Here is a 12,474-nt window from a genome sequence, read left to right on the forward strand (position 1 = left end):
GTCGTACGATGCTTTGATGCCCCTCCCCAAAGCTGAACTGCACCTGCACATCGAAGGAACCCTGGAGCCCGAGCTGGCTTTCGAGCTGGCCGCCCGCAACGGGGTCGCACTGCCGTACGCCGATACGGACGAGCTCCGCAAGGCGTATCAGTTCGAGGACCTCCAGTCGTTCCTGAACCTGTACTACGAGCTCATGGCGGTCCTGCGCACCGAGCGCGACTTCGAGGACCTCGCGAACGCCTACCTCGCGCGGGCCGCCGCGCAGGGCGTGCGGCACGCGGAGATCTTCTTCGACCCGCAGGCCCACCTCGCCCGCGGGGTGAGCATGGGCACGGTCGTGGACGGGCTGTGGCGCGCGCTGGGCGGCAGTGAGGCCGAGCACGGCATCTCGACCCGTCTGATCCTGTGTTTCCTGCGCGACGAGTCCGCCGAATCGGCGCTGGAGACGCTGGAGGCGGCGCGGCCCCACCTCGACCGGATCACCGGTGTGGGCCTGGACTCCGCCGAGGTCGGGCATCCGCCGGTGAAGTTCCGCGAGGTGTACGAGGCGGCGGCCGCTCTGGGACTGCGGCGCGTCGCGCACGCCGGCGAGGAGGGGCCGCCGGAGTACATCACCGAGGCCCTGGACGTGCTCGGCGTGGAGCGCGTCGACCACGGGCTCCGGTGCATGGAGGACCCGGCCCTCGTCGAGCGGCTGGTGCGGGAGCGGATCCCGCTGACGCTGTGCCCGCTGTCCAACGTGCGGCTGCGCACCGTCGACGTCCTCGCCGACCACCCGCTGCCCGCCATGCTCGACGCAGGGCTGCTGTGCACGGTCAACTCCGACGACCCGGCCTACTTCGGCGGATACGCCGGCGACAACTTCGACGCCGTGGGCGCCGCCCTGGGCCTGGGCGAGGAGCGGCTGCGCGAGCTGGCCCGCAACTCCTTCGTCGCCTCCTTCCTGGAGGACGACGAGGAGCGGCGGGCGCGGTATCTCGCGGAGGTCGACGCCTACAGGTTCTAGGCCGGTCCCGGTCACGCCCGGCGGGCGGGCGGTCTCAGCCTGATCCCGGCGCGGCACCCGCCCGCCGGGGTCCGGCCGTGCCGTACGCGTCCCGGACGGGTACCGCCGAGCCCTCCACCGGAATCTCCACCACCTGCGGCTCCGGGGTACGGCCGCGCCGCCGCACCGAGCCCGCGACCTGCGGGCCGCCGCCCGTGCGCAGGGCTACGGCGGTCATCGGCACCGCGACGACGAGCAGCCCGGCCCCCAGCAGCAGGCCCATCACCGGGAACCCGGCCCACGCCGACAGCACGCTCCCGGTCAGCGGCCCCGCCGCCGTCCCCAGTGAGGACGCCGACCCGACGAGCACCGCCCAGCGGCCGCGCGGGTCGAGCGAGGCGGCCAGTCCGATCAGGTACGACAGCACGATCGGGTAGAGCGTGTTCCAGGCGATCTCGCCGGCCGCGAAGCTCACCGGCCCGGTAGCGGAGGCGCTGGCGACGACACAGCCGGCGATCAGGACGGTCCCGGCGCCGATGGGCACCGCCCGCCCGAGCCGCGTCCCGAGCGCCCCCGCGCCCAGCACACCCGTGAGCCCGGCTCCCAGCGCCACCGCGAAGACGACACCGACGCCGGCCTCGGTGAGGTGCGCCTGGGTCAGGCCGATGCGTCCGCTGACGCCCCAGAGGGAGTTCTGGACCAGCGACCAGCAGGGCATGGCGGCGGCCAGGACGAGTCCGGCCCGCAGCCGGGGAAGCCGCGACCGGTCCTCGCGGCGGGTCCGGACCGGGGCCGCCCGGCCGGGCAGACGCCCCGTCAGCGGCCAGACGGCGAGCGCGGTGAGGGCGATCGCGGCCAGCGGCTGACCGTGCCCCGCGCCCAGGTGCGGCACCGTCAGGTAGACGGCGCCCGCGAGCGCGGAGACCCCGAGCAGGCCCGCCGTGGAGACGCGGTGCGGGTCGGGATGGGCGGCGATCCGGGTGGCGGCGACCGTGGTGACCGTGCCGGAGCCGAAGCCGCCGAGGACCGCGCCCGCGATGACGGCGGTCACCCCACCGGCGAGGGCGGCACCGCCGTAGCCGAGCACGGCGAGGGTCAGGCCGATCCGGGCGAGGGTCCGCGCCCCGATGCGCTCGACACGGGAGGCGAGCAGGAACCCGGCGGCGGCCGAACCGAGCAGCAGCGCACTGCCGACGGCTCCGGCCTCGGTGGCGGACAGCGGCAGCCCGGCGTCCAGTCGGCCGACCACGGTCGGCAGCAGATAGGGGGCGAGGTACCCGGCCGTGAACAGGGCGACGACGGGCCAGGGCAGGGTGGTGCGTGGGGCGAACACGGGCGTTCCAGGGCATGCGAAAGGGACGGCTCGGAAGGGGCCGGAGGAGGGGTGGGGCGCCGACCGTCGACGGACAGGAACGCGCGGGCAATTTGTATCAAGCACGCGGTGCGAGCTGAAGGGCAGGGTGAGTGATGTGGATCACCATGCGTTTTGGGGCGCTGGAGAGCGGGTAACGGCGAGCGTCAACGCCAGTCGGCGGCGCCGCCGGAACCCGGTGCCGTCGCCTCGATCTTCGCCCTGATCTCCCGCATCACCGCGACGATCCGCCCCTCGTGCTCCGGCGTCAGCCGGGCCACCGGCACCGAGCAGCTGACCGCGTCCTGCGCGGGGGTGTCGTAGCGCAGCGCGAACCCGAACCCGACGATGCCGAGGACGCCCTCCTCGCGGTCCACGGAGTACCCGCGCGCCCGCACCCCGGCGAGATCGTCGAGCAGCGCCTGCCGGCTCGTGCGGGTGTGCGGGGTGAACGCCTCGTACGGCCCCTCGGGCAGTTCGCTGTCCGGCCGCTGCGCCAGCAGCGCCTTGCCGAGCGCGCCGACGTGCGCCGGGAGCCGCCGCCCGACCCGGCTGATCGTGCGCAGGTACTCGTGCGACTCGCGCGTCGCCAGATACGCCACGCCCCGGCCGTCCAGCCGGCCCAGGTGGATCGTCTCGCCCAGCGCCTCGGACGCCTCGTCGAGGTAGGGCCGCACCAGCCGCACGCGCGGGTCGGAGTCGAGATAGCTGGTGCCGGTCAGCAGGGCGTGGATGCCGATGCCGTAGAGGGAGCCGGTCACGTCCGTGCGTACCCAGCCCCGGCTGATCAGGGTCTGGAGCAGCGCGTACATCGAGCTGCGCGGTACCCCCAGCTCGTCCGCCAGCTCCTGGAGCCGCGCCGGCCGGTCGCCGCGCGCCGCGAGCAGTTCCAGCAGCTCGACCGTGCGCGCCGCGGACTTCACCTCGCGGACGCCGCCTGTCTCCGACATGTGCCGATCGTAAGGGTGTGCGGGTCGGGGGAGCGCGCACCCATTGACGGTCAGCGTTCGCGTATCTAACCTCCATCTTCATACGTAGATGACATCCACATAGGGAGATGACCGAGGGTGAGCCTCGACAGGGAAACGGTCCGACGCCTGAGGGACGGCATGGCACAGGGGGTGCTGTCGTTCCCGCTCACGAGCTTCCACGACGACGGCTCCCTCGACCCCGACGGCTTCCGCGCGCATGTCGCGGCACAGATCGCGACCGCACCCGGCGCCGTCTTCCCCGCCTGCGGCACCGGAGAGTTCTTCTCCCTCGACGAGGACGAGTACCGCCAGGTGGTCACGATCGCCGTCGAGGAGGCGGGCGGCCGCCTGCCCGTCGTCGCCGGGGTCGGCTACGGCTGGGCCCAGGCCGCCCGGTTCGCGCGCATCGCGGAGGAGGCCGGCGCCGACGCCCTCCTCGTCCTGCCGCACTACCTCGTCGCCGCCCCGCAGGACGGCCTCGTCGCCCAGCTGGAGCAGCTCGCCGCCCGCACCCGGCTGCCCCTCATCGCCTACCAGCGCGGCCAGGTCACCTTCACCGCCGCCGCGCTGCGGCGGGTCGCCGCCATCCCGGGCGTCATCGGCCTCAAGGACGGCCACAGCGACCTCGACCGCCTCCAGCGGCTCACCCTCGCCGCGCCCGACGGCTTCCTCTTCTTCAACGGCGCCGCCACCGCCGAGATCCAGGCCCGCGCCTACGCCACCGTCGGCGTCCCCGCCTACTCCTCCGCCGTCCACGCCTTCGCCCCGGAGATCGCGAACGCCTTCTTCACCGCGCTGCGCGACGGCGACGACAAGTCGGTGGACCGGCTGCTGCGCGACTTCTACGTCCCACTCGTCGAACTCCGCGACCGGGTACCGGGATACGCCGTGTCCCTGGTGAAGGCGGCGGCCCGGCTGCGCGGCCGCCCCGTCGGACCCGTCCGCGCCCCGCTCACCGACCCCTCGCCCACCGACCTCGCCGAACTCGGGGCCCTCCTGAGCGCCGGCCTCGACCTCGTAGGAGCCGCGCTGTGAACCTCACGATCACCGACGTCCGCCTGACCCCGATCCTGGTCGCCGACCCGCCGCTGCTCAACACCCAGGGCGTGCACCAGCCGTACACGCCCCGGCTGATCGTGGAGGTCGAGACGGCGGACGGGGTCACGGGCGTAGGCGAGACGTACGGCGACACCAAGTACCTGGAACTGGCCCACCCGTTCGCCGAGAAGCTGCACGGCCGCCCGGTGAGCGACCTGAACGGCCTGTTCACCGTCGCCGACGAGGTGGCCGTCGACAGCTCCCGGGTCTCCGGGCAGGTGGACGTCGGCGGGCTGCGCGGCGTGCAGACCGCCGACAAGCTGCGGCTGTCCGTCGTCTCCGCCTTCGAGGTCGCCTGCCTCGACGCCCTCGGCAAGGCGCTCGGCCTGCCCGTGCACACCCTGCTCGGCGGCAAGGTGCGCGACGCGGTCGAATACAGCGCCTATCTCTTCTACAAGTGGGCCGACCACCCCGAGGGCGTCCCCGCGGAGAAGGACGACTGGGGCGCCGCCGTCGACCCGGCCGGGGTGGTCGAGCAGGCCAGGCGCTTCAAGGAGCGCTACGGCTTCACCTCCTTCAAGCTCAAGGGCGGCGTCTTCCCGCCGGACGAGGAGATCGCCGCCGTACGGGCGCTGGCCGAGGCGTTCCCCGGCCACCCGCTGCGGCTCGACCCCAACGGCGCCTGGTCCGTGGCGACCTCACTCAAGGTGGCCGACGAGATCGGCGGCATCCTCGAATACCTGGAGGACCCGGCCCTCGGCACCCCGGCCATGGCCGAGGTGGCCGCGCAGACCGACGTGCCGCTCGCCACCAACATGTGCGTGACGACGTTCGCCGAGATCAAGGAGGCGTTCACCCGCGACGCCGTCCAGGTCGTCCTCTCCGACCACCACTACTGGGGCGGACTGCGCAACACCCGGCAACTCGCCGAGATCTGCCGGACGTTCGGCGTCGGCATCTCCATGCACTCCAACACCCACCTGGGCATCTCGCTCGCCGCCATGACCCACGTGGCGGCCACCGTGCCGGACCTCCACCACGCCTGCGACTCCCACTACCCCTGGCAGTCGGAGGACGTCCTCACCGAACGCCTCACCTTCGACGACGGCAAGGTCACCGTGTCGGACGCGCCCGGCCTCGGCGTCCAACTCGACCGGGACAAGCTCCGGTTCCTGCACCGGCGCTGGCTCGACGACGACGGCGCCCTGCGCGAGCGCGACGACGCGGCGGCCATGCGCCTGGCCGACCCCGACTGGGTCACCCCGGCCGTCCCCCGCTGGTGACTTCGCGCCGGTGGCCCCGCACCGGCAACTCCCCATCCCCTGGCCGCGATCGGAGCCGCTCGTGTCAGCAGCAGTCCCCGAAACCGTCCGCTCCCGCCCGGCGAAGTACCCGGCCGCCCCGGCGCCCCCGGCCCCCGAGGCCACCCCGGGCGCCGCCCGCGCGATGCCCCCGCGCCCGGCCACGGCCTGACGGAACGGCGCCGGGCGGGGCCGAGGAGGCGCGGTACGATCCGCGCCCGACCGCCGCGGCCCGGCTGCCGTCCGGCGCCGACCGGTCGGCGAGGCGAAGGGGACGCGTGACGTGACGATCATCGCGGTGACCGGGCACATGGACCTGACCGAGGACAGCCTCCCCCTGGTCCGCTCGGCCCTGGACGGCCTGCTCGGGCGGTACGCCCACGACGGCCGGCTCGTCGGCGTCTCCTGCCTCGCCAGGGGCGCCGACCTGCTGTTCGCCGAGGCCGTCCTCGCGGCAGGTGGACGCCTGACGGTCGTCGTCCCGTCGCGGGACTACCGGCTGAGCCAGGTGGGGCCCGCCGACGTCCCCCTCTTCGACCGCCTGCTCGAAGCCGCCGCGGAGATCCTCGTCCTGCCTCGGGAGAAGGCCGGCCGGCAGGCGTACGAGGCCGCCAACACCGTACTGATCGAACGCGCCGACCGGCTCGTCGCCGTGTGGAACGGCGAACCGCCCTCCGGCCGGGGCGGCGGCACCGCCGACACCGTCCTCGAAGCGCGGGCGGCGGGCCTGCCGGTGGACGTGGTGTGGCCGGAAGGCGCTGTCCGCGGCGGTTGAGGTGATCTCCGTACCTCAGCAGCCCCGTACCCCGCACATCCCGTCCCCTCCGCATCTCCCGCCCCCGCTGCGTACCGAAGGGTGGTTGTCCCCGGCTCGCGTGTGACGGACCGCGTGTTGTCGGTGGGGTGGTGCACACTGGCCAGATCGGCACCACGTCAGGGAGCGCACCGTGACCGCGTCCAACGCGTCCACCGGAGAGGGACACCACCGCCGGACCGGCAAGGCCGGCCAGATCTGCCAGGCTGCCCGGGTCGACCCCCTGGCAGTCCGGCGCGCCCCCGACGATCCGCCGTGGGACGTCTACCTCACCGGCACCGTCTTCCTCGACATCATCTTCACCGGGCTCGACTCCGCCCCCGTGCGCGGGACCGAGTCCTGGGCGCGCGGAATGGGCTCCAGCCCCGGCGGCGTCGCCAACATGGCCACCGCGCTCGCCCGGCTCGGCCTGCGCACCTCCCTGGCCGCGGCCTTCGGGGACGACCACTACGGCGAGTACTGCTGGGACGCCCTCGAACAGGGCGAGGGCATCGACCTCAGCGCCTCGCGCTCCGTCCCCGGCTGGCACTCGCCGGTCACCGTCTCCATGGCCTACGAGGGCGAGCGGACCATGGTCTCCCACGGCCACGAACCGCCCGTCGAGGCCGTGCTGACGCAGGAAGGGGCGCCCGAGCACCCGCCGCACGCCCGCGCCGCCGTCGCCTCCCTCACCCCCGGCAAGCCCGCCCCCTGGATCGAGCGGGCCGCCGGTCGCGGCACCCGCATCTTCGCCGACGTCGGCTGGGACGACACCGGTGCCTGGGACCTGGCCGGCCTCACCGACCTGGCGCACTGCGAGGCCTTCCTGCCGAACGCGGAGGAGGCCATGCGCTACACCGGCGCCACCTGTCCCCGCGCCGCCGCCCACGCCCTCACCGAGCACGTACCGGTCGCGGTCGTGACCCTCGGTGCGGAGGGCGCCTACGCCGTGGACCGGCGCACCGGCGAGTCCGCCGAGGTCCCGGCCATCGCCGTCGAGGCCCTCGACCCCACCGGCGCGGGGGACGTCTTCGTGGCCGGCTTCGTCACCGGCACGCTGGCCGACTGGCCGCTCGCCGACCGCCTCGCCTTCGCCGGCCTCACCGCGGCCCTCTCCGTGCAGGAGTTCGGCGGCTCGCTCTCCGCCCCCGGCTGGCCCGAGATCGCGGCCTGGTGGCGCAGGGTCCAGTCGGTCGACAGCCAGGACCCCGAGGCGCTGCTGAGGTACGCGTTCCTGGACGCCCTGCTCCCGGCGCTGCTCCCGGCGGCCGAGGAGGCCGGCCCGTGGCCGTTGCGCAGAGCGGTGCCGACGATCGGTTTCGGCCGCTCGGCATAGCGGCCGGGACGCGGTCGCCGGCCCCCTCGTCCGCCCCCTCGCCGGACCCGGAAAAGCCCTACGGCGTTGTCAGTCCCCTGGCGTACCCTTGAACTCGCCAGGCCGCCCTCGTGGCAGGCGAGACGCATCCGGGAGGACGTAGAGGCCCTCGGGCCGGCCTATGACTCAGACACCCACAGCTCACACGCCCGCGCAGGGCAAGGCGAGAGCACAGTTCACCGTTCCCGCCCAGCACCCCATGGTGACGGTGCTGGGATCCGGAGACTCCCTCCTGCGCGTGATAGAGACGGCCTTCCCGGCGGCTGACATCCATGTCCGGGGCAATGAGATCAGCGCGGTCGGCGACCCACGGGAAGTCGCTCTCGTCCAGCGCCTGTTCGACGAGATGATGCTGGTGCTCCGCACCGGACAGCCGATGACGGAGGACGCAGTGGAACGCTCGATCGCCATGCTGCGGGCGAGTGAGAACGGGACGAGTGACGGCCAGGAGACCCCGGCCGAGGTTCTGACCCAGAACATCCTGTCCTCGCGCGGTCGCACCATCAGACCCAAGACCCTCAACCAGAAGCGGTACGTCGACGCGATCGACAAGCACACGATCGTCTTCGGCATCGGCCCGGCCGGTACCGGCAAGACCTACCTGGCCATGGCCAAGGCGGTCCAGGCCCTCCAGTCCAAGCAGGTCAACCGCATCATCCTGACCCGCCCGGCGGTCGAGGCGGGGGAGCGGCTCGGCTTCCTCCCGGGCACGCTGTACGAGAAGATCGACCCGTACCTGCGCCCGCTGTACGACGCGCTGCACGACATGCTGGACCCGGACTCGATCCCGAAGCTGATGGCCTCGGGCACGATCGAGGTCGCCCCGCTGGCCTACATGCGTGGCCGTACCCTGAACGACGCCTTCATCATCCTGGACGAGGCCCAGAACACGAGCCCCGAGCAGATGAAGATGTTCCTCACCCGGCTCGGCTTCGACTCGAAGATCGTGATCACGGGTGACGTGACCCAGGTCGACCTGCCGAACGGCACGAAGTCGGGTCTGCGGCAGGTTCAGGACATCCTGGAGGGGCTCGACGACGTCCACTTCTCCCGCCTGTCGTCGCAGGACGTCGTCCGGCACAAGCTCGTCGGCCGTATCGTCGACGCGTACGAGCAGTACGACAGCGAGAACGGTACGGAGAACGGCACCCACAAGGGCGGCCGTAACAAGCGGAAGTAGACAAGCCAGCACCATGTCGATCGACGTCAACAACGAGTCCGGAACCGAGGTCGACGAGCAGGCGATCCTCGACATCGCCCGCTACGCGCTCGCGCGGATGCGCATCCACCCGCTCTCCGAGCTCTCGGTGATCGTCGTGGACACCGATGCCATGGAGCAGCTGCACATCCAGTGGATGGACCTGCCGGGGCCGACGGACGTCATGTCCTTCCCGATGGACGAGCTGCGTCCGCCGTCGAAGGACGACGACGAGCCCCCGCAGGGCCTCCTCGGCGACATCGTGCTGTGCCCCGAGGTCGCCGCCCGGCAGGGCACCGAGGCGCCGACGCGGCACTCCATGGACGAGGAGCTCCAACTGCTCACCGTCCACGGGGTGCTGCACCTGCTGGGGTACGACCACGAGGAGCCCGACGAGAAGGCCGAGATGTTCGGTCTGCAGGCCGCCATCGTCGACGGCTGGCGTGCGGAGAAGGGCCTGACCGGCCCGTCCCCGGCCCCGACCGTCTCATGAGCCTCACCCTCGTCGCCGGCGCGATCGCCCTGGTCGTGGTCGCCTGGCTCGCCGCCTGCGCGGAGGCGGGCCTCGCGCGCGTCTCCAGTTTCCGCGCCGAGGAGGCCGTACGGTCCGGCCGACGGGGCAGCGCCAAGCTCGCGCAGATCGCCGCCGACCCCACCCGCTATCTGAACGTGGCGCTGCTGGTCCGCGTCGCCTGCGAGATGGCGGCCGCCGCGCTGGTCACCTACGCCTGCCTCCAGGAGATCGACGGCACGACCGGGGCCCTGTTCGCGGCGATCGGCGTGATGGTCCTCGTCTCGTACGTCGCCGTCGGCGTCTCCCCGCGCACCATCGGCCGCCAGCACCCGCTGAACACCGCGACGGCGGCCGCGTACGTGCTGCTCCCGCTGGCGCGGATCATGGGCCCGATCCCGTCGCTCCTGATCCTCATCGGCAACGCGCTGACCCCCGGCAAGGGCTTCCGCCGGGGTCCCTTCGCCTCCGAGGCGGAGCTGCGCGCGCTGGTCGACCTCGCCGAGAAGGAGTCCCTGATCGAGGACGACGAGCGCCGCATGGTGCACTCCGTCTTCGAGCTCGGCGACACCCTCGTGCGCGAGGTCATGGTCCCGAGGACCGACCTCGTCGTCATCGAGCGGTACAAGACCATCCGCCAGGCGCTGACCCTCGCCCTGCGCTCCGGTTTCTCCCGCATACCGGTGACCGGGGAGAACGAGGACGACATCGTCGGCATCGTGTATCTGAAGGACCTGGTCCGCAAGACGCACATCAACCGGGACGCCGAGGGCGAGCTGGTGTCGACGGCGATGCGGCCCGCCGCCTTCGTGCCCGACACCAAGAACGCCGGTGACCTGCTGCGGGAGATGCAGCAGGACCGCAACCACGTCGCCGTCGTCATCGACGAGTACGGCGGCACGGCCGGCATCGTCACCATCGAGGACATCCTCGAGGAGATCGTCGGCGAGATCACCGACGAGTACGACCGTGAACTCCCGCCGGTGGAGGAACTCGGCGACGACCGTCACCGGGTCACCGCCCGCCTCGACATCACCGACCTCGGCGAGCTGTACGGCCTCGAGGAGTACGACGACGAGGACGTGGAGACCGTCGGCGGGCTGCTCGCCAAGGCGCTGGGCCGGGTGCCCATCGCCGGGGCGTCGAGCGTGGTCGACCTGCCGGACGGGCGCGCGCTGCGGCTGACGGCGGAGGCCGCGGCCGGTCGCCGCAACAAGATCGTCACGGTGCTGGTGGAGCCGCTGGAAGCGGCGGACCGGCCACAGGACGAGACGAAACCGGAGTGACGGAGTGACACCTCAGGAACTGCGCGCCTTGTGCCTCTCCTTCAACGCGGCGGTGGAGGACTTCCCCTTCCGGCCGGAGATCTCGGTCTTCAAGGTCGGCGGCAAGCTGTTCGCCCTGACGACCCTGGACGCGCGGCCGCTGACGGTGAACCTCAAGTGCGACCCGGACGACGCGGTGCGCCTGCGCGGGGAGCACGAGGGGCTGATCGTCCCCGGGTGGCACATGAACAAGCGGCACTGGAACACGGTGACGGTCGACGGGGAGCTCCCGGACCGGCTGGTCCGGGAGCTCGTCGAGGACTCCTACGACCTGGTGGTCGCCGGTCTGCCGCGGGCCGAGCGGCTGCGGCTCGACCGTCCCTGACGCGGTGCGCGGATCGGTTCTTCGTATGCTCGGGGCATGACCGACAGCAACGCGCTCGACCCCGAGGACCGCAAGATCGTCACCCTGGCCCGCTCCGCGCGGGCCCGCAACGGTGTGCCCGAGGGGGCCGCCGTACGGGACGAGACCGGACGTACCTATGTCGCGGCGACGGTGGAGCTGCCGTCGCTGCGGTTGAGCGCGCTCCGGACGGCGGTGGCGATGGCGGTGGCCTCGGGGGCGGAGTCGCTGGAGGCGGCGGCGGTGGTGACCGCGTCGGAGACGGCCGACGAGGCTGATCTGGCCGCCGTGCGGGATCTCGGCGGGGTGGGGACGCCGGTGCTGGTGGCCGCGCCGGACGGGACCGTGCGGCACACCGTCTCCGCGGGCTGACGGCCGGCCCGGGGCGGTCCACGGCGGGTCGCCGGAGGCACGCCGGAGGTAGGCCGGTTTTCAACCTTGCCGTTCTCGCATCGCTCGCGCATCAATGGAACCGCAAGTTCCGACGGACCGTCAGATACTGACGTCGGATCCGGATGTCGGATCCGGACGTCAGATCTCCACCTGGGCAGGGTGTCCGCACCCATCCCTCCCGGGCGGTGGTCCGTCGGCATCTCCCGTCCATCCACCCCCCACATGGATTCCCGAATTCGGGAAGGGAGCGGATCCCATGAGAGGCAAGCGAATCGGATCAGGTGCGGCAATGCTGGTCGGGGCCCTCGCGGTCACCGGACTGGCCCTCGCGCCCTCGGCTGTCGCCGTCACCCCGCTGACGGCGACCGTCACCGCCAACTGCGGTCTCTTCGGAGGCGGCGCAGCCACCCTCACGGCCACCCAGACGGGTACGGCCGCCACCCTCAAACTGTCGTCCACCGCCATCACCGCGCCGATCCCGATCGGCGCGAACAGCATCAGTTCCACGCTCACGATGGCGAACTCGACCGGTGCCGCCAGGGTCTTCTCCGGCGCCGTGAACCCCGCCATGGCCACCGGCGACCCGATCACGGTCGGTCCGCTCAACGGGACCGTGGCCTCCGGTGACAGCCTGAACTTCTACGGCGGCTCCCTGAAGATGGTCGTCTTCGGGATCACCGTCACCTGTACGGCGAACGCGGCACAGGCGCCGGGTCCGTTCGTGTTCAGCTGATAGCGGTTGGAAACTGAGCCGACAGGCCGTCAGTTTTCCGGCTGAACCGGAGAGCTGACGGCCCATCAGTTCACCACGTGATGTCCATTGACTTCTCACGCGATCCGCACCTCAATGCCCCCTGTCGGCGCAGAAGAGCCGCTGCGCCCGCACCCTG

Annotated in this window: 14 protein-coding genes; 12 read left to right on the forward strand and 2 right to left on the reverse strand. The window is 72.3% G+C overall.

The window, feature by feature from the left end:
• Window positions 1-16 precede the first annotated feature (16 nt).
• Window positions 17-1,006 (forward strand): adenosine deaminase, encoded by a 990-nt coding sequence (locus OHU34_RS27925; protein WP_230195762.1) that lies wholly within the window; start codon window positions 17-19, stop codon window positions 1,004-1,006.
• Window positions 1,007-1,040: 34 nt separating this feature from the next.
• Here OHU34_RS27925 and OHU34_RS27930 read toward each other — a convergent pair whose 3' ends face one another.
• Both OHU34_RS27930 and OHU34_RS27935 read right to left on the reverse strand, forming a co-directional pair.
• A complete protein-coding gene (locus OHU34_RS27930) occupies window positions 1,041-2,318 on the reverse strand; it encodes an MFS transporter (RefSeq protein ID WP_405768847.1) in 1,278 nt (425 codons plus the stop codon).
• Window positions 2,319-2,503: 185 nt separating this feature from the next.
• Window positions 2,504-3,286 carry an IclR family transcriptional regulator gene (locus OHU34_RS27935; protein ID WP_142264261.1) on the reverse strand — a complete coding sequence of 261 codons (783 nt, stop codon included), beginning with the start codon at window positions 3,284-3,286 and terminating at the stop codon, window positions 2,504-2,506.
• 117 nt (window positions 3,287-3,403) lie between these two features.
• On the opposite strand from OHU34_RS27935, the gene OHU34_RS27940 reads away from it, so the two are divergent.
• The 11 genes from OHU34_RS27940 (at window position 3,404) to OHU34_RS27990 (ending at window position 12,317) form a co-directional block, all read left to right on the forward strand.
• On the forward strand, window positions 3,404-4,342 hold the full coding sequence (locus tag OHU34_RS27940) for a 5-dehydro-4-deoxyglucarate dehydratase (protein WP_142264260.1): 939 nt from the start codon (window positions 3,404-3,406) through the stop codon (window positions 4,340-4,342).
• On the forward strand, window positions 4,339-5,628 hold the full coding sequence (locus OHU34_RS27945) for a glucarate dehydratase family protein (protein WP_405768851.1): 1,290 nt from the start codon (window positions 4,339-4,341) through the stop codon (window positions 5,626-5,628). Before OHU34_RS27940 ends, OHU34_RS27945 begins: the two co-directional genes overlap by 4 nt.
• Before the next feature lie 61 nt (window positions 5,629-5,689).
• The gene (locus tag OHU34_RS27950) at window positions 5,690-5,818 is read left to right on the forward strand and encodes a hypothetical protein (protein ID WP_268267494.1); all 129 of its coding nucleotides are present in this window, start codon (window positions 5,690-5,692) and stop codon (window positions 5,816-5,818) included.
• A gap of 111 nt (window positions 5,819-5,929) precedes the next feature.
• Window positions 5,930-6,421, forward strand: coding sequence for a hypothetical protein (locus OHU34_RS27955; RefSeq protein WP_142264258.1), 492 nt, complete (start codon window positions 5,930-5,932; stop codon window positions 6,419-6,421).
• Between the two features lie 172 nt (window positions 6,422-6,593).
• Window positions 6,594-7,775 carry a carbohydrate kinase family protein gene (locus OHU34_RS27960; RefSeq protein ID WP_142264257.1) on the forward strand — a complete coding sequence of 394 codons (1,182 nt, stop codon included), beginning with the start codon at window positions 6,594-6,596 and terminating at the stop codon, window positions 7,773-7,775.
• A gap of 160 nt (window positions 7,776-7,935) precedes the next feature.
• Complete coding sequence (locus OHU34_RS27965; RefSeq protein WP_028806498.1) at window positions 7,936-8,994, forward strand: PhoH family protein; 1,059 nt, start codon at window positions 7,936-7,938, stop codon at window positions 8,992-8,994.
• 13 nt (window positions 8,995-9,007) lie between these two features.
• The gene (gene ybeY, locus OHU34_RS27970) at window positions 9,008-9,505 is read left to right on the forward strand and encodes an rRNA maturation RNase YbeY (protein ID WP_142264256.1); all 498 of its coding nucleotides are present in this window, start codon (window positions 9,008-9,010) and stop codon (window positions 9,503-9,505) included.
• A complete protein-coding gene (locus OHU34_RS27975; RefSeq protein ID WP_142264255.1) occupies window positions 9,502-10,809 on the forward strand; it encodes a hemolysin family protein in 1,308 nt (435 codons plus the stop codon). Before ybeY ends, OHU34_RS27975 begins: the two co-directional genes overlap by 4 nt.
• A gap of 4 nt (window positions 10,810-10,813) precedes the next feature.
• The gene (locus OHU34_RS27980; protein WP_142264254.1) at window positions 10,814-11,173 is read left to right on the forward strand and encodes an MmcQ/YjbR family DNA-binding protein; all 360 of its coding nucleotides are present in this window, start codon (window positions 10,814-10,816) and stop codon (window positions 11,171-11,173) included.
• A 36-nt stretch (window positions 11,174-11,209) separates the two neighbouring features.
• A complete protein-coding gene (locus tag OHU34_RS27985; protein ID WP_142264253.1) occupies window positions 11,210-11,563 on the forward strand; it encodes a cytidine deaminase in 354 nt (117 codons plus the stop codon).
• Between the two features lie 277 nt (window positions 11,564-11,840).
• Entirely contained in the window at window positions 11,841-12,317 is a 477-nt protein-coding gene (locus tag OHU34_RS27990; protein ID WP_057600003.1) for a hypothetical protein, read from the forward strand.
• Window positions 12,318-12,474: the final 157 nt, after the last annotated feature.

Origin of the sequence: Streptomyces sp. NBC_00080 (assembly GCF_045041255.1) — a bacterium.
In the GTDB taxonomy this organism is placed as follows: Bacteria; Actinomycetota; Actinomycetes; order Streptomycetales; family Streptomycetaceae; genus Streptomyces; species Streptomyces coriariae.

Excerpts from the sequence above, each read along its gene's own strand:
- OHU34_RS27965 (WP_028806498.1), top strand. The coding sequence starts at position 7,936 with ATGACTCAGACACCCACAGCTCACACGCCCGCGCAGGGCAAGGCGAGA.
- OHU34_RS27925 (WP_230195762.1), top strand. The coding sequence starts at position 17 with ATGCCCCTCCCCAAAGCTGAACTGCACCTGCACATCGAAGGAACCCTG.
- ybeY (WP_142264256.1), top strand. The coding sequence starts at position 9,008 with ATGTCGATCGACGTCAACAACGAGTCCGGAACCGAGGTCGACGAGCAG.
- OHU34_RS27935 (WP_142264261.1), bottom strand. The coding sequence starts at position 3,286 with ATGTCGGAGACAGGCGGCGTCCGCGAGGTGAAGTCCGCGGCGCGCACG.
- OHU34_RS27975 (WP_142264255.1), top strand. The coding sequence starts at position 9,502 with ATGAGCCTCACCCTCGTCGCCGGCGCGATCGCCCTGGTCGTGGTCGCC.
- OHU34_RS27990 (WP_057600003.1), top strand. The coding sequence starts at position 11,841 with ATGAGAGGCAAGCGAATCGGATCAGGTGCGGCAATGCTGGTCGGGGCC.
- OHU34_RS27985 (WP_142264253.1), top strand. The coding sequence starts at position 11,210 with ATGACCGACAGCAACGCGCTCGACCCCGAGGACCGCAAGATCGTCACC.